Source organism: Streptomyces sp. TP-A0356, from assembly GCF_001417775.1.
Taxonomy (GTDB): domain Bacteria; phylum Actinomycetota; class Actinomycetes; order Streptomycetales; family Streptomycetaceae; genus Streptomyces.
Window position 1 is genome coordinate 1 of record NZ_BBZJ01000046.1, and the last position, 15,943, is coordinate 15,943.

At 68.8% G+C, this 15,943-nt stretch carries 11 protein-coding genes and 2 pseudogenes; 9 read left to right on the plus strand and 4 right to left on the minus strand.

Annotated elements, in window-relative coordinates; genetic code table 11:
• The first annotated feature begins 51 nt into the window (after positions 1 to 51).
• The 4 genes and pseudogenes from ASC56_RS36225 (at position 52) to ASC56_RS36240 (ending at position 5,378) form a co-directional block, all read left to right on the plus strand.
• Positions 52 to 1,671, plus strand: a complete 1,620-nt coding sequence (locus ASC56_RS36225) for an alkaline phosphatase family protein (protein ID WP_055495889.1) — start codon at positions 52 to 54, stop codon at positions 1,669 to 1,671.
• Positions 1,672 to 2,117: 446 nt separating this feature from the next.
• Positions 2,118 to 3,488 carry a hypothetical protein gene (locus ASC56_RS36230; RefSeq protein ID WP_055495864.1) on the plus strand — a complete coding sequence of 457 codons (1,371 nt, stop codon included), beginning with the start codon at positions 2,118 to 2,120 and terminating at the stop codon, positions 3,486 to 3,488.
• A 246-nt stretch (positions 3,489 to 3,734) separates the two neighbouring features.
• Positions 3,735 to 3,887 (plus strand): annotated as a pseudogene (locus ASC56_RS40350) (IS5/IS1182 family transposase); the annotation flags it as partial.
• 270 nt (positions 3,888 to 4,157) lie between these two features.
• Complete coding sequence (locus tag ASC56_RS36240) at positions 4,158 to 5,378, plus strand: glycosyltransferase 87 family protein (RefSeq protein ID WP_055495865.1); 1,221 nt, start codon at positions 4,158 to 4,160, stop codon at positions 5,376 to 5,378.
• 1,156 nt (positions 5,379 to 6,534) lie between these two features.
• On the opposite strand, the gene ASC56_RS36245 is transcribed toward ASC56_RS36240, so the two are convergent.
• Both ASC56_RS36245 and ASC56_RS36250 read right to left on the minus strand, forming a co-directional pair.
• Positions 6,535 to 7,509 carry a magnesium transporter CorA family protein gene (locus tag ASC56_RS36245; protein WP_055495866.1) on the minus strand — a complete coding sequence of 325 codons (975 nt, stop codon included), beginning with the start codon at positions 7,507 to 7,509 and terminating at the stop codon, positions 6,535 to 6,537.
• A gap of 190 nt (positions 7,510 to 7,699) precedes the next feature.
• Entirely contained in the window at positions 7,700 to 7,999 is a 300-nt protein-coding gene (locus ASC56_RS36250; RefSeq protein ID WP_055495867.1) for a hypothetical protein, read from the minus strand.
• Between the two features lie 98 nt (positions 8,000 to 8,097).
• Here ASC56_RS36250 and ASC56_RS36255 point away from each other — a divergent pair, with 98 nt between their 5' ends.
• From ASC56_RS36255 to ASC56_RS39175, 3 genes and pseudogenes are all read left to right on the plus strand, one after another.
• Positions 8,098 to 9,276 carry an IS701 family transposase gene (locus ASC56_RS36255; protein WP_055495868.1) on the plus strand — a complete coding sequence of 393 codons (1,179 nt, stop codon included), beginning with the start codon at positions 8,098 to 8,100 and terminating at the stop codon, positions 9,274 to 9,276.
• Positions 9,277 to 9,565: 289 nt separating this feature from the next.
• Positions 9,566 to 10,150 (plus strand): DinB family protein, encoded by a 585-nt coding sequence (locus ASC56_RS36260; protein ID WP_055495869.1) that lies wholly within the window; start codon positions 9,566 to 9,568, stop codon positions 10,148 to 10,150.
• 45 nt (positions 10,151 to 10,195) lie between these two features.
• A pseudogene (locus ASC56_RS39175) lies at positions 10,196 to 11,012 on the plus strand (IS5 family transposase).
• Positions 11,013 to 11,235: 223 nt separating this feature from the next.
• On the opposite strand, the gene ASC56_RS36270 reads toward ASC56_RS39175, so the two are convergent.
• On the minus strand, positions 11,236 to 12,129 hold the full coding sequence (locus tag ASC56_RS36270) for a LysR family transcriptional regulator (RefSeq protein ID WP_055495870.1): 894 nt from the start codon (positions 12,127 to 12,129) through the stop codon (positions 11,236 to 11,238).
• A gap of 102 nt (positions 12,130 to 12,231) precedes the next feature.
• On the opposite strand from ASC56_RS36270, the gene ASC56_RS36275 reads away from it, so the two are divergent.
• Positions 12,232 to 13,320 (plus strand): alcohol dehydrogenase catalytic domain-containing protein, encoded by a 1,089-nt coding sequence (locus tag ASC56_RS36275; RefSeq protein ID WP_079102965.1) that lies wholly within the window; start codon positions 12,232 to 12,234, stop codon positions 13,318 to 13,320.
• A 362-nt stretch (positions 13,321 to 13,682) separates the two neighbouring features.
• On the opposite strand, the gene ASC56_RS36280 is transcribed toward ASC56_RS36275, so the two are convergent.
• The gene (locus tag ASC56_RS36280; RefSeq protein WP_063785068.1) at positions 13,683 to 14,594 is read right to left on the minus strand and encodes a LysR family transcriptional regulator; all 912 of its coding nucleotides are present in this window, start codon (positions 14,592 to 14,594) and stop codon (positions 13,683 to 13,685) included.
• A 147-nt stretch (positions 14,595 to 14,741) separates the two neighbouring features.
• On the opposite strand from ASC56_RS36280, the gene ASC56_RS36285 reads away from it, so the two are divergent.
• Positions 14,742 to 15,701 carry an NADP-dependent oxidoreductase gene (locus ASC56_RS36285; protein WP_055495871.1) on the plus strand — a complete coding sequence of 320 codons (960 nt, stop codon included), beginning with the start codon at positions 14,742 to 14,744 and terminating at the stop codon, positions 15,699 to 15,701.
• The last annotated feature ends 242 nt before the right edge of the window (positions 15,702 to 15,943 follow it).

Here is a 15,943-nt window from a genome sequence, read left to right on the forward strand (position 1 = left end):
TTAGTTGTGAACCGCCGATCCATACGACTGGCCGCCTCCCTCGGTGTCGCCATGACCGTCGCCGGAGGCTCGCTCGCCGCCGCGTCGGAGCTCACCGGCTCCTCGGCCGCGCCGCAGAAGCCCGTGGCCGCCAAGCACGTCCTCCTGCTGTCGGTTGACGGTCTGCACCAGTCGGATCTGGCCTGGTACATCGCCCGCCACCCCGGCTCCGCGCTGGCCCGACTGGTGAACGGCGGCGTGCACTACACCAACGCGCACACCACCACCCCCTCGGACTCCTTCCCAGGCATGACCGCCCAGGTCACCGGCGGCGGCCCGGGTACCACCGGCGTCTATTACGACGACGTGTACAACCACGCCCTGCTCCCGGCCGGCACCACCCACTGCAAGGGCGTCAAGCCCGGCGTCGAGGTGGACATGACCGAGGACATGGACAAGAACAAGGCTTCCCTCGATGCCGGTCAGGGCCTGAAGAACCTGCCCGGCAGCATCCTGCAGATGACTGGACGGCCGCAGAGCCTGCTCGACCCGAGCAAGCTGCCCGTCGACCCCACGACCTGCAAGCCGGTCTACCCGCACTCGTACCTGCAGGTGAACACCGTCTTCAACGTGGCCCGCAACGCCGGCCTGCGCACCGCCTGGTCGGACAAGCACATCGCCTACGACATCCTCAACGGCCCTTCGGGTACAGGCATCCAGGACCAGTTCTCCCCGGAGATCAACAGCGACGCAGGCGGCTACCCGGCCGGGAACGACTGGACCACCGACAACAAGGCGACCGAGCAGTACGACAGCTACAAGGTCAAGGCCGTCCTCAACGAGATCGACGGCTACGACCACAGCGGCCGTCACAAGGTCGGCACCCCGGCGATCTTCGGCATGAACTTCCAGTCGGTCTCCACCGCGCAGAAGCTGCCCTCCTCCGAGGGCCTCAAGGGCGGCTACGCCTCCAAGGGCGTCCCCGGCCCGCTGCTGCAGAAGAACCTCGACTACGTCAACACCGAGATCGGCGCGATGGTCAAGGAGATCAAGGCCAAGGGCCTGGCCTCCAGCACGGACATCGTTCTGTCCGCCAAGCACGGCCAGTCGCCCACCGATCCCACGGCCCTGACCCGCGTGGACGACGGTCCGCTGCTCGACGGACTCAACGCCGCCTGGAAGAAGAAGCACCCGGGCGCCGGCGATCTCGTCGCGCACTCCGTGGACGACGACGGCATGCTGCTGTGGCTGAACGACCGCTCCGCCGAAGCCACCTCGTTCGCCAAGCAGTACCTGCTGTCGCAGAGCGGCAAGGGCACCGACATCAACGGCAAGCCCACCAAGTCCTTCAGCAACAGCGGGCTCAGCAGGGTCTACGCAGGCAAGGAGGCCGCCGAGTACTTCGGCGTCAAGCCCGGTGACGCCCGGGTCCCGGACCTGTTCGGCATCGCCAAGTACGGTGTGGTCTACACGGGCGGCACCAAGAAGATCGCCGAACACGGCGGCGCCCACGCTGACGACCTGAACGTCCCGCTCGTCATCTCCGGCGCGGGCACCCCCGCGGGCATGACCAAGACTGCTCAGGTCGAGACCACCCAGATCGCCCCGACGATCCTGTCCCTCCTGGGCCTGAACCCCCATAACCTCCAGGCCGTCCAGAAGGACCACACCCAGATCCTGCCGGTCCGCTGACCCTCGGCAACCCGTGACCCCGGCACGGGTGGGCCGCACGCACAACGGCGTGCGGCCCACCCGTACATGCGCGCCGTCAAGCGCTGCATGAGCTGACTACCTGACGGCAGGACACGTCCGCAGAGGCGGTGTGTCGCCAGGGGTGCACCGTGGCTGACAAGAGTCCCTCGGATGGCACCACAACCATGCGGTCTTCGTTGATCCGCTCAAGAATCTGCAGGAGAACGAGAGCCACGGATCGTCCGGCCGCATCATCGCCACGACGCCGGGCTCTCCAACGATCGTACGGACTTCGGTGCTGGGCGGCACGGAACGCGCTGTCGACCTCGCCCCCGCGACCACCGCTTCGCAATCTTCTGCGAAAATCGGATCATCGCTTTGTCCGGCGGACTGTCCTGTACGAGCATGTTCGCGTCACACTGGCTCCAGCAGAAAGACAGCGACACATGAAGCATGCTGCACGGCCCAGATGGCTGGCATTCGCCCTGCCGGCCGCAGCTCTGGCCGCCGCGGTACCGTTCGTCATCCCGCCTCTCGCGGACGCCTCTTCCACGCCGGCCACGCAGGCGGCCTCGCGCGCCGCCACGCGGATCGACGAACGCCAGCAGGTCCTCGACGCCGTCGCCGGCCAGATCACCGAAGGGCTCTCCGAGTCCGACCGCGCGCACATACCCGGCTTCGCCGAGGTCGAGGTCGACCCCGACCACAACCACCTGCGCCTGCACTGGAAAGGCACCCCGCCCCGGCGGGTCAGGCACATCCTCGCCCATCTCCCCCACGGGGTGACCGCCGAGGTCGACTCCGCCCGCTATTCCAAGGCCGAACTCCACGCCGCCCGCGTGAAGTTGCTGAACAGCCTGGCTTCAATGAAGCTGCGAGTCGAGGGGATGGCGGCCCCTGTCCGCGTCACCAGCATCGCACCGGCAGTGGACGGCAGCGGCCTGGAGGTCGGCTACGACAACGCCGCCCGTACGGCGAGCAGGCTCCTGGCGAGTGGACACAGCAAGACGTTGCAGCAGGTCGCCCCGGCAGCTGGCCGACTGGCGGGAGTGCACGTCGCCGCGATCCACCGATTGCAGAGCGTGGATCTGTCCTCCCGGCAGCATGACAGCTCCCCCTGGACCGGAGCTTCGGCGCTGAAAAATCCCCTCGGCGGCATCTGCTCCGGCTCTTACGGCGTGAAGAACGCCCAGGGCCAGTACATGCTGACGTCGGCCTACCACTGCGGCCCGGGCCCCGAAGGCCGGTGGACCACCTGGTGGGGCGGCGACCTCATCGGCACCACCGACGCCACCCAGCGCTCCCCGCAGGACGACGTGGTCGGCATCAAGCTGCCCTCACAGCGGGTGAGCGGCCGGCTCTACGACGGCCCCGCAAGCCGCACCGACGGCTACGCCAAACCCGTCACAGGCTGGGGGCACAACAACGTCGGCGACTACGTGTGCACCGACGGCGCCAACGGCGGCGTGCACTGCGGTGTGCGCATAGCCCAGACCGACATCGGCGTCACCGGGCCCAACGGCATCTACCGTCCCGATGTCGACCTCGCCTACGCCACCTCGGCCACGCCTGGCGGTGTCGCAGCCGTCAACGGCGACAGTGGCGGCCCGGTCTTCGCCAGCGTCCGTAACCACACCGCCGATGAAGCACGCGGAATCATCACCGCCCTCGACCGAACCGTCACCTGCCCGCCCGCGTACAACCCCGACACCGTCCTCGACGGTCATCGCAGGAAGCCCTGGTGCCTGGCCGGCGTCTACTACGTCCCCCTTGGACAGACGCTCCACGACATGCACTGGACCCTGGTCACCGGGTGACCACTTCGTGCCTCGTTGTCGGTGGCCAGGTCCCGTTCTGCGGCCCGCGGGGGCGGCCTTACGGGCCTCGGCCGGGATGTCCGCGTCGATCCACGCGGTCACCGCCCAGGCCTCCAGCGTGTCGTCGAAGCCGAACGCTCGGAGCGGGTGTCGTCGGTGGTAGGCCAGGCTGATCAGCGACGGATCAGCAGGCAACCGGAGGCGCCGAGCCGGCCGACATCGCGCCAGCACGTGGTACGGGAGCGGCTGGGCCGGCACCGCTGAGTCGTCGACAGGACAGTGTCCTGGCTCGCCGGCTGCCGACGCCTGCACCGCCGCTACGAGCGCAAGGCCGAACACTTCCTCGCCTTCGTCGGCATCGCCGCTGCCCTCATCAGCTACCACCGACTCACCAACTGAAACGAGGTCCTGGCCGGCGTCAGGCCACTCCGCCACGGTTGCAGTCGACACCGGCAACGGGGCCGCGCCGTGACGGGTGGCAGCATGGTCAGTCTCTTGCAGCCGTTCACAGGGTGGTGCAACAAGGTGACGCGCTATGTTCATCGTGTTTTCACCTTCAGGCGAACCGACGCCGGAAGTGTGACCCGCGTAAGGCGGTTGACGGAGAGGCCCTGAAACGTGACGGTGTGCTGGCGTGGAAGGGTGTCCGCGGGTCGCTCAAGAACGTGGATGCCGGTGCTGGCCTGGGCGGTGACACGAGCCGCACTGCTGCTGACGCTCTTCGGCGCCCTGCGCTTCCCCGGTGACGACGTCCGCCCCGACGTGGTCGTCATCTACCACGGCTGGTACGAACGGCTGCTGACCGGCAGCTTTCCGGTCGGCGACGTCACCTGGCAGTACCCGCCCGCCGCGGCAGCGGTCTTCCTCGCCCCGGCACTGCTGCCGTTCCTGACTTACTCGCACGCCTTCTACCTGCTCGCCTGCGCCGCCGACGCGACGGTCCTGGTGATGCTGCTGCGGGCCGGGCGGGCCCACGGCCGGGACCTGGCCGGCGCCTGGCTGTGGGTCGCCGGGATCGCCGTGCTCGGCCCGCTGGTCCTGGCCCGCTACGACGTGATGGTCACCGCCCTCGCGGTCGCCGCCCTGCTGGCCGCAGCACGGCACCCCCGGGTCGCGGGCGCGCTGGCCGGGATCGGCGCGCTGGTCAAGGCCTGGCCCATACTCGTGCTCGCCGGTGCGCGGCCGGGCGACACGACCCGACGCTCCTGGGGGGCGGCGCTGGTGACCACCGTCGGCGTCAGCGGCGCGTTCCTGGCCTTCACCCGGGGACCGTTCGCGTTCCTCACCGAGCAGCGTCAGCGCGGCGTCGAGATCGAGTCGCTGGGCGCGCTGCCGTTTCATGTCCTGCGCTGGCTCGGTCTGTGGCACGGCACCTCCCGGCTGCACTACGGGGCGTTCGAGTTCCTCGGCCCGTACGTGCCCACCGCGGCCCGGATCGCACTGGCCTGCGCGGTGCTGGCCTGCTGCTGGCTGGTCTGGTGGCGGGTACGCGCCCGCACTTTCAGCGACGTCGTGCTCTACGACGCTGCGTTCGCCGCGGTGCTGGTCTTCGTCACCACCAGCCGGGTGATCAGCCCGCAGTACCTGATCTGGCTGCTCGGCCTCGGCGCGCTCTGCCTGACCAGCCGCTCCACCGTCCAGCGCCGGCCCGTGCTGCTCATCCTGGCCGCGTGCTTCTTCACGGTGCTCGAATTCCCCATCGGCTTCGGCCCGGTCGTGCGGAGCAATCTGCCGGGCATAGTCGTAATGCTGATCCGCGACGGGCTGCTGCTGGTGGCAACGGTCTCCTCCTGCCGCCGGCTCTGGCGCAGTACGGCCTCCCGGCCGGAACCGACGCCTGACGACGGGGCGTCCTCAGGCGCGGACCTCGCGGTGGCACATATAGGTTGACCCACCCTAGGGCCAGGGGCGGTCAGCCACCCCCGCCCCGGCGGACGTCGGCCACCTGGCTTCCCTCGCGATGGGCTCCCTCGCCGCCCGCACGCCGCGGCTGCGCCCCCCGTCCGGCCCGCCAGTACGCACGATGCCCGTCGCACCTGATCCCGCCGGCGCCGAATTGCGTAGTGCCCGGTGAGGAACGAGGGCGTCGGTGCGCAGGGTACTCCAGGAGCAGTCCCGAACGGCGGGCGTTGAGCGGTTCGTTGTCCCAGGCCGACAGCCGCGGGAAGAGCTGCAGCGAGAAGGTGGTGTGCGTCCCCGCCCGCCACCAGCACTGCATCAGCGTGCAGGACTTCGAGGCCGGCTTCGGTTCGACCAGCCGGAATCACCATGGGGCCGGGCTCAGGACGGTGTCGCGGGTGGCATGGGCGGCAACCTCTTCTCGTAGAGCCAGGTGTGCAGCAGCGGCTCAACCGCCGTCGGCGAGTACCGCCCGCATGAGCGAGGAAGGCGGCGGTGTCGGCGCTGCGGCCGCGGTGTGCCTGGTGCCAGGCGTGCAGCAGGGCGAAGAAGCGGTCGTCGCCCAGTGTCAGCCGCAGGGCGCGGAGCGTACAGGCGCCCCTGTCGTAGACGCGGTCGTCGAAGATGCGGTCCGGGCCGGGATCCGCGATCCGCAGGCGCTGGGGGCCTTTCGCCAGCGTGTTCCACGCCGCGCGGGCGATGGTGTCGGCGGAGTCCGCCCCGATGTGCTCCGACCAGAGCCTTGCCCATACGTGGCGAACCCTTGTTGAGCGAGATGTCACGCCGGTCCCGCAGGCTTACGGTGTTGCCGTACCACTGGTGGACGAGTTCGCGGGCGACGAGCGTCTCCCACGTACGGTCGCCGTCGAGCACCCTCCGCCGGGAGCCGAATCACCGCCGACGGCGGCGAGGCGAGGATGTTCCACGTCGGAGACCGGCCGACGGAGATCCACCTCGCACGGATCGAACTCGGCCCCGACCACCCGGGAAACGACGTCGGCGGCCGGCTCATCCGCAGTCTCTGCGCCTGGCCCGGCAACAGGGGCTGCTCGGTCCGGCTCGATCCGCCGATCTTGGCCCGCAGTTCCCGCTCCCCCGGCCCGCACCCGGTGGCCCGGAGTCAGCCCGGTCCCTGCCGGTGCGGGGGTCAGATCCAGTCCTTGCGCTTGAAGGTCCAGTAGAGCAGCACCGATGCAACGACCATGACACCAGTGGAAGTCAGGAAACCCGCGTGGGTGCTGACACCTGGATACGGAACGTTCTGCCCGTAGAAACCGGTGACGGCCGTGGGTACGGCCACGATCGATGCCCAGCTGGTGACCTTCTTCATGATCAGGTTCATGCGATTGCCCTGAACGGTCAGATTGGTCTCCATGATGGACGTGATCATGTCCCGCAGCGACTCGGTCCACTCGGTGGCCCTGAGGACATGGTCATACACATCCTGGTAATAGGGGAGCAAGGGCTCGGCGACGATGTGCAGGTCACGCCGGAGGAGGCTGTTCACGACCTCCCGCATCGGCAACACCACGCGGCGCAGCTTCGTGAGGTTCTTACGCAGCGCGTAGGAATCGCGCTGGACGGAGTCAATCTGCTCGCGCCCCTCGTCGAAGAGCAGATCCTCCACTGCTTCGATACGGTCGTCGAGATCCTGCACGGCGGCGAAGTGCCCGTCGACTATGTGGTCGAGCAGTCCGTGCAGCAGGAATCCCACCCCGTACTTGGCGAGATCACTGTTGTTGTCCCAGCGTTCGACGACCTTCTCGATGTCGAACCGGCGGTCGGGGCGAATGGTGATCAACGCCGTAGGTGTTATGAAAACGGACAATTCACTCGCGGTCAGCTGTCCACCGGTCTCGTCGGTACTGATGGCGTAGGCACTGAGGAAGGCGTGGGTACGGTAGCGGTCCAGCTTGGGCCGCTGATGCTCCTGACGTGCGTCCTCCACCGCGAGCTCATGCAGACCGAACTCCTCGCTGATCATCGCGAAGTCGGCGGAGCACGGATCGCACAGGTCGAGCCAGACCGCCACGTCCGGATCGTTCACGTATTCCGAGATGTCCGCGGTCGGAAAGTCCTCCAGGATCAGAGAGCCGTTGCGGTAGAGCCGTGTGCGAGTCATGGCCACGCACCATAAGCCGCCCTGGTAAGAAGCCCGCTTCCGCTCCTTGCCGAAAGTTCGCCCGTCGACACGAGTGCGCGCGCCCGGGCGAGCAGGGGCGGGGACGGTCAGGAGCGTTCGTAGAAGCCGTCGAGGCGTGTGCCGCTCGAAAATACGATTCGCGTTGTGACCTGTGCTGATGTCGTTGGAATCAGGCGGCGTGCTGGTGCTCGTCCAGCAGTCCGCCGAGGACGGGTTGTCGTCGGATACCGTGGGGCCGGAGGTCCGTGACGGTGGCCCGGGCGGGCGGTTCGTTGTTGTCCCGGGGGGAGCAGCTGCCGGGATTGGTGGGGGAAGCGCAGGAAGTCCGTGCGGCGCTCGAGTGCCATGGCGAGGTTCCTCGCCTGTCGGACATCCACTGCGCGGCGGGATGGGCGGTGACGCCGGCGAGGTGGAGGCGCCGGGTGCCGTGCTCGATGAAGACCAGGGCGTAGAGACCCTTGAGCGTCACGGTGGTCGAAGTGTAGGAAGTCGGCGGCTTAGTACTGCAACCGCATCTGGGGTGACGATGAACGTGGCCTGTCGTTGATGTGACTGTGTGCTGATGCGCTGACGGTCGAGCAGGTTGAGTCGTGGTCCGAGGGGATAGCCGGGCTGCATGCCCGGTTCGCCCACCGTTTTGGCAGGTCCGAGCCGCGCGAGCGGGCACTGGACTACCTTCAGGGGCTGGTCGCACCTCTGGAGAAGAAGAACGGCTGGACGCTGGCCGAGCAGGTCGGCCAGCTCCGCCCGGACGGTGTCCAGCGCCTGCTCAACCTCTCCGACTGGGACGAGAACGCAGTCCGAGACGATGTCCGTGACTTCGTCGTGGAGACCATCGGCAGCCCAGACGCCGTCCTGATCTGCGACGACACCGGCTTCCTGAAGAAGGGCACCAAATCCGCCGGTGTCCAGCGCCAATACTCGGGTACTGCGGGCCGCACGGAAAACTGCCAGATCGGCACCTTCCTGGCCTACGCCTCGGCCCGGGGACGTGCTCTGATCGACCGCGAGCTCTACCTCCCGGCCTCCTGGACCGATGACCGGGACCGCTGCCGGGCCGCCGGCATCGGCGACGAGATCCGTTTCGCGACCAAGAACGAGCACTTCAGGCAGATGCTGCAACGCGCCGTCGATGCCGGTGTGCCGTTCGCATGGGTGACCGCGGACGAGGCATACGGGCAGGTCAAGCACACACGTTTCTGGCTGGAACAGCGCGGCATCGCCCATGTGATGGCCACCAAGGTCAACGACACGGTCATCACGACCCGTTGGTCCGAGAAACGGGTCGACGAGCTGATCGCCGCGCTGCCCCGACAACGCTGGAAGCGGCTGTCGGGCGGCCCGGGCGCGCACGGCGAACGCGTCTACGACTGGGCACGCGTCGCGATCCGCCCTTGCTGGGAAGACGGCTTCGGGCACTGGGTGCTGGCCCGCCGCAGTGTCAGCGACCCCACCGAGATCGCGTACTACGTCTGCTACGGACCGGCCTCCTCGCGGCTGAAAGACCTGGTCAAAGTCGCCGCAGCGAGATGGGCGGTGGAGGAGTGCTTCCAGACCGCCAAGGGAGAGTGCGGCCTGGACCACTACCAGGTCCGGCTCTACCGGGCCTGGTACCGGCACATCACCCTGTCGATGGCCGCACTCGCCTACCTGACCGCAGTCCGCGCCCAAGAAGCCACAAAAGGGGCAACGCACAGGACGAGCAAGACCTCATACCCCTCAGCGTCCCGGAGATCCGCCGGTTGATCGGGCACATCGTCATCACACCCCGCCACCACACCAACGAACACCATCTCCGCTGGTCACACTTCCGTAGACACAGCCAGGCCCGAACCCGCCGCTCCCACTACAAACGTCGAGGGCACAACCCCCAGATGCGGTTGCAGTATTAGAGGTTGTCTCACGTGGCAAGTTTCGCGAGCTTCTTGTAGCAGGCCAGGGCGGCGGCCATGGCCCGGCCTCTGGCTCTGCCAGTCGTTGCGGACCGCGTACGGGATCTTGAGGCCACGAGCAGCCCATGGCAGGCTCATGCCGCATGATCGATGAATTCGCGAAAGACAACCTGCACGGGAGACTGCGGCGGGACCGCAAGGCGCTGCTCTGGAAACTCGACGGCTTGTCCGAATACGACGCCCGCCGACCTTTGACAGCGACCGGGACCAACCTCCTCGGCCTGGTCAAACACGTGGCCACCGTCGAGGCCAGGTACTTCGGCGAGGTCTTCGACCGCCCTTCCCCGGAACCGCTCCCCCGGTGGCAGGACTCCAACGGCAGCGATCTGTGGGCGACCGAGGACGAGACCCGCGATCAGATCATCGGGTTCTACCGGCGCACGTGGGAACACTCGGACGCGACGATCAACGAGCTTCCCCTCGACGCCCCCGGCCACGTGCCGTGGTGGCCGGAGCCTTATGCCGACACGAATCTGTTCGCCATCATGGTCCATGTCCTCGGCGAGTCCATCCGGCATGCCGGGCAAGCCGACATCCTGCGCGAGGGCCTCGACGGCCGGACCGGGTTGCGCGCCGAACACGAGAAGCAGATCGACGAGGAAGCCCGTGCAGCCTACTGCGCGAAGATCGAGCAAGCCGCCAGGTCGGCCGCATCAATCAAGGCTTAGAGGTTGTCGCACGTGACTTGATGTTCGTGCGGCACGATGCCAGTCGTGGGTGCTGATCTCTCGAAGCGTCTGGTTCCTGATGAACTCTGGCAGCTGGCCGCCCCGTTGCTGCCGTCGTTCGCTGTTCGTCCGCAAGGTGGTGGGACCGCTCCGTGTGACGAGCGGGCCGTGTTCACGGCAGTGGTGTACGCGCTGACCAGCGGCTGTGCCTGGCGGCATCTGCAGCCGACGTTCGGCACGTCGCCCGCCACCGCGCATCGCCGCTTCACTGTATGGACCGAGGCCGGCCTGTGGCGTCGGCTGCACCGGGCGGTGCTGGACGAACTCGGGGCCCGCGGCGAGGTGGACTGGACCTCGGCGATCGTCGACGCGGCCTCCGTCCGCGCCAAAAGGGGGGATCGCTCACCGGGCCGAACCCGGTCGATCGCGGCAAGAAGGGCAGCAAGCTGCACGTGCTGTCCGATGCCCAGGCATCCCGCTCGCCGTCGCCGTGTCCGGCGCGAACATGCACGACAGCCTCGCCCCCAAGCCACTCATCCGCGGCATACCCGCCGTCCGGTCCCGCCGGGGACCACGGCGGCGCCGACCCGTCAAACTCCGCGCGGACAAGGCGCACTTCTCCGCCGAACACCTTGCCTGGCCGCGCGAGCGCGGGCTCGTCGCGCGCATCGCGCGGCCCGGCATCGAGTCCGGGGAACGCCTCGGTCGGCACCGCTGGAAGATCGAACGGTCGATCGCCTGGCTCTTCGGCTACCGCCGCCTCACCGTCCGATACGAACGAAAGGGCTCGCACTTCCTCGCCTTCCTCGGCCTGGCCGCCGCCCTGACCTGCTACAAGAAGCTCGCAAAACTTGCCACGTGAGATGCCCTCTTATTCACGAGTATTGAAGTCAGTTGTTCACGGGTCTGGGAAGCACCCAGATCTACGGCCTGGCTATGTTCACGAGTTTCGACGTCACTGGGGTACTTGCACGGGCAGCAGCGGGGTGCTCCTGCTGAAAGGGCCCTGGCTATTGCCGAGGTACACGTGATGGTGCGCGCCCTCGGCGGGCTACGGCACCGAATCTGACGGCCGGCGGCACGTATCAGGTGGTCGAGGCAATTGCTCGGGTGACGGCCGTGATCGCCGGGGTGGGGCGGCCGGGGAGCCGCGCCACGAGAACCCGGCGGATCTCGGGGGGTGAGCCTTCGACGTGCAGCAGGCTCACCCCGGGCGGCAGCACCGGCGAGAGCCGCGAGGGCACCGTTGTCACCCCGAAGCCAGCGGCGACCAGCTGAAGCTTCGTCAGCCAGTCGCGCGCGCAGTGGACGATGTCTGGCCGTCCGGGCAGGCCAGGCCAGACGCCGAGCAGTGGCTCGGCGTTCGACGCCGGGGCGGCAATCCACGGGGCGTCGATCAGTTCGTCGACGTGCACCGCGGTGCGGCCGGCGAACTCTCCGGTCGAAGGCACCGCCACGACCAGTTCGGTGTCCGTAACGCTCTCGGTGTGCAGGCGCGGCGACTCGCCGTCCAAAGGCCGGTGGGGCGGGCGGGAGGTCAGTACGGCGAGGTCGATCGAGCCCGCGCGCAGTGCCCGGATCAGGGAGGGCGTGGTGCCCTCGGTAGTCGTGACCGTGATCTGCGGGTCGGTCGCCGCGAGGCGGGTGAGTGAGCGAGGCAGGATGGCCGCGCCCGCGCTCAGGAACAGTCCGAGCCGCACCAGTTCGGTACGCGAGACGGTGCCGGTGAGGTCGCGCTCGGCTGCCGTCAGGCAGTCCAGGATCGTGCGAGCGTGGCGCAGCAGGGTCAGACCCGCGGGGGTGAGCCGCACTCCGTCGGGGCGGCGTTCGAACAGGGCGGTACCCGCGCTTCGTTCGAGGGCGGCGGCCTGGCGTGAGACCGCCGACTGGGTGTAGCCGAGCCGGGTGGCTGCTGCGGTGAAGCTGCCGGACTCGGCGATCTGCCGCAGGACCCGTAGGCCTGTGCTGGAGATGTCCATGCGGCATACGCATACCACGGATGCTTGATCGTCGCTTCCCGCATGTCCGCCAGGCTCCTAGTGTCGATCCCGACGAACACGGACGAACACGGAGGTCATCACGTGCGAGCAGCAGTTCTGACGCAGTTCGGCGCCCCGCTCACGGTGCGGGAGGTGCCCGACCCCCAGGTCGGCGGCGGCGAGGTGGTGGTCGAGGTCCTCGCCGCCAGCGTGGCGCCCTACGCGGCTGAGGTCTTCAGCGGCGAGCGGAACTATCCCCTGGTCCCTCCCGTCGTGCCCGGCATCGGCGGCGTGGGACGGGTCGTCCGCGTGGGCCCGGACGCCACCCGGCTGCGCCCCGGCGACCTGGTGTGGTGCGACTCGACGGTGCGCTCGCGGGATGACGCCCTCACGCCCGACATCACGCTCCAGGGCTGGAGTTCCCGCGGCGAGGGCGGCGCGCGCCTCGCCCGGTACCTGCACGACGGATCGTTCGCCGAGCTCATGCGGGTCCCGACGGAGAACGTCTTCCCGCTCCCCGCAGCGGCGGGGGACGACCCGGCCCGCTGGGCCGCGCTCGGCGTGCACGTCATCCCTTACGGCGGGCTGCTGGCCGGCGGGCTCGCAGCCGGTGAGACGCTGCTCGTCAACGGGGCCACCGGCAACCTCGGCAGCAGTGCGGTTGCGGTCGCGCTCGCTATGGGCGCGGGCCGCGTGGTCGCCCCAGGCCGCAACCAGGCCGCGCTCGACCTCCTCGCCGACCGGTTCGGTCCGCTCGTGCGCCCGGTCCCGCTCACCGGGGACGACGCCGGCGACCGCGCGGCGATGTCCGCGGCGGCCGACGGCCCGATCGACATGGTGATCGACCTGCTACCGCCGAGCGCACCCAGCTCGGCAGCGCGCACGGCAGCCATGACCGTGCGCGAATACGGCCGCGTCGTCCTCATGGGCGGCGTCGGCATGCTCGGTGGCGACGACCTCGCCCTCCCGTACCCATGGATCATGCGCAACTCGATCACCGTGCGCGGCCAGTGGATGTACCCGCGTACAGCGAACGTCGGCATCATCAGGCTCCTCGCCTCCGGCCGCCTTGACCTCGCCGCCGAACGGGTCCGGTCGTTCGGCCTCAACGCCGTCAACGACGCCGTCACCTACGCCGCCTCACATGGCGGCCCGTTCGACCGCACCACCCTCACCCCACCGGCTCACTGACAAGACCGACTGATCCCCATATGCCAGCGCCACGCCCCCCAGGGCAGCGTCGTTCGGGGGATCTGCCCGGTTTGGTCGGAGAGCGTGCTGAGCGATGGTAGGCCCTGTCGTGTGGGGCCTCACACCGCCCTACCGTAGAAGGGGCTGCCAGTGCGGCCACCACCATCGGACCCGATCAGGTGGTGGCTCGACCATCCGAGAGCACCCCCCGAACGCGGCCTTCCGCTGGAGCGCGAGCACGCCCGTCGGGCCCCAACTCTTCTGGCCCGACGGTGTCTCGCAGTCGCTGCCTCCCACAACGGAGGACCCGAACGACCAGTAGCAGCACGGGTCAGCCAGTGCTCGGGGCCGCTGCGCGGCCATCATGGCTCGGCTGGTGGGGCGACACCGCAGGATTCCAGTTGTCCGGTTGTCCTGTCTGATGCAGCACCGATGCCACGCGACTGCGCGACGGCCGCCGCCGCGCGTACCAGCGCGGCCACGCCCCGGCTGCGGGAGCATTCCGGCCAGGCGATAACCAGTGCGGCGGGAGGGCAGTCCTCGATGAGGACGTAGGACACCGCGCGTCGCGGGTACTGGGATGCGACCGATCGCGGTAGCACGGTCATCGTCTGGCCGAGGCCAATGAGGGCGAGCAGCTGCGCGAGGCCTTGGACCCCGTGCTCGCCGATGTCGCGCTCCACCCGTTCGAGGACGTCCGCCGGGGCGACTCCGAGATCGGCGAGCCGTACCCGGCCAGCTCCGGCAAGTGGATGGTCGGCGGGCAGCGCTGCCACGCGCGGCTCGACCGCGACGACATCCGCGTCGATGCCGTCCGGATCGTAGGGCTCGAACATGAGCGCTGCATCGGCGTCTCCCGCCCGCAGTAGCCGCGTGTGCTCCCGCCATCCGCACAGGCGCACGGCGACCGGCCTGGTGTCGGGCTCGGCAGCCACCGCGGCGAGGATGGCTTCGAGCAGGCCCCCGTCCGCGTCCGCCTTCACGGCGAGCACCAGGCTGCGATGCGGTGCCGAGGCCCGCACGGCGCGTCGGGCCGCCGCGTCGAGAGCCTCCAGCGCAGGCCGCGCATGGGTCAGCAGCACTGCGCCGGACTCGGTCAGCTCCACCACGCGCGTGGACCGCTCCAGGAGGCGTACGCCGAGTTCGGTCTCAAGGTTGCGGATCGCTCGCGACAGCGCGGGGCCGGCGATGCCGAGCCGCCTCGCGGCGTGGGTGAAGCTGCGTTCCTCGGCCACCGCCACGAAGTACCGCAAGGCCCGGGACTCCACTGCCATGGAGAACACACTACGACCTGCTCGGCATCAGGATTACTACCTTCTTGTTCCTAATGGCTGCCGGATCGGTCGTTCCCCCGGGCCTCGCCTTGACCGCACGCTGGTGTCGCCGCAGGGCGAACGGCCCGCGGCAGAACGGAGAGACACATGCGAGCCATCAGCATCGAGCGCTTCGGCGACACCCCGGAGCTCAGGAAGCTGCCCGTGCCCGAACCCGGCCTCGGCCAGATACAGGTCACCATCGAGGCGGCGGCGATCAACCCGCTGGACGTGGCCATCGCGTCCGGCGCGCTGGAATGGCTCGGGGAGTACCGGTTCCCGCTCACGCTCGGCCTGGATGGTGCCGGCACCGTGACCGCGATCGGTGACGACGTGACGCGATTCCGCGTTGGCGACCGTGTCGTCGGCCAGTTTTGGAGCCAGCCACTGCACTTCGGGACCTTCGCCGAGGTCTGCGTCGTCCAGGCAGAGCCCGCGCTCGGCGCGCTGGCAACCATCCCCACCGGGATGCCGAGCCACATGGCCGCCGCGCTGCCGACCGCCGGCATGACCGCGCTCGGCGCGATCGAGCACACACAGGTGCCCGAGGGCGGCACGCTGCTCATCATCGGCGCCACGGGAGGTGTCGGCACGTTCGCAGTGCAGGCCGCAGCAGCCCGCGGGATCCGGACCATCGCCACGGCGTCCGCTCAGCACGCCGAGCAGGTACGCGAGCTCGGCGCCACCGAGATCGTCGTCCGTGGGGCGCAGCCCCTCGACCAGGCTCTATGCCAGCTCGCACCCGAGGGTCTCGACGCGGTCCTCGACCTTGTCGGCGACCGCTCACTCACCAGCAGCCTGGCCGGCACGGTGAAGGACGGCGGTGCGCTGCTGTCGACCGCTTTCGGTCTCGACGACCAGCTCATGGCCGACGCACGCATCCACGCCGCGAACTACTCGCTCGACCGAAAGCCGGAGCGGCTCGGCGAACTCACGAAGCTCGTCACCGCAGGCAGCATCCGGCCTGTCATCGGCACGGTGCTTCCCCTTGGGGAAGCACCGCGAGCCCTCGCCGGCGACTTCCGGACCGCGCGGCTATGCGGCAAGACCGTGCTGCAGGTCGGCTGAGCCAGGACCCGGACAACGACACAGGGGGGACGAACATTCGCAGCTATTTTGAAATGAACGAAGCCAGCACATGGAGGAGGGGCGTGGAACTCAGGACCGGCCTGGCCTCACGAAGGCGTCGACGAAGGTGCTGAGGCCTGTGTGGGCGAGGACGAGGCCCTGCTCGGAAAGCGCGGTCGGGAGTCGTCACGCCAGGCCGAGCCGTGGAAGGGCAGCCGATGATGAAAGATCCCGGGCTACAG

Excerpts from the sequence above, each read along its gene's own strand:
- ASC56_RS36280 (WP_063785068.1), bottom strand. The coding sequence starts at position 14,594 with ATGGCAGTGGAGTCCCGGGCCTTGCGGTACTTCGTGGCGGTGGCCGAG.
- ASC56_RS36230 (WP_055495864.1), top strand. The coding sequence starts at position 2,118 with ATGAAGCATGCTGCACGGCCCAGATGGCTGGCATTCGCCCTGCCGGCC.
- ASC56_RS36285 (WP_055495871.1), top strand. The coding sequence starts at position 14,742 with ATGCGAGCCATCAGCATCGAGCGCTTCGGCGACACCCCGGAGCTCAGG.
- ASC56_RS36260 (WP_055495869.1), top strand. The coding sequence starts at position 9,566 with ATGATCGATGAATTCGCGAAAGACAACCTGCACGGGAGACTGCGGCGG.
- ASC56_RS36225 (WP_055495889.1), top strand. The coding sequence starts at position 52 with ATGACCGTCGCCGGAGGCTCGCTCGCCGCCGCGTCGGAGCTCACCGGC.
- ASC56_RS36245 (WP_055495866.1), bottom strand. The coding sequence starts at position 7,509 with ATGACTCGCACACGGCTCTACCGCAACGGCTCTCTGATCCTGGAGGAC.
- ASC56_RS36270 (WP_055495870.1), bottom strand. The coding sequence starts at position 12,129 with ATGGACATCTCCAGCACAGGCCTACGGGTCCTGCGGCAGATCGCCGAG.
- ASC56_RS36240 (WP_055495865.1), top strand. The coding sequence starts at position 4,158 with ATGCCGGTGCTGGCCTGGGCGGTGACACGAGCCGCACTGCTGCTGACG.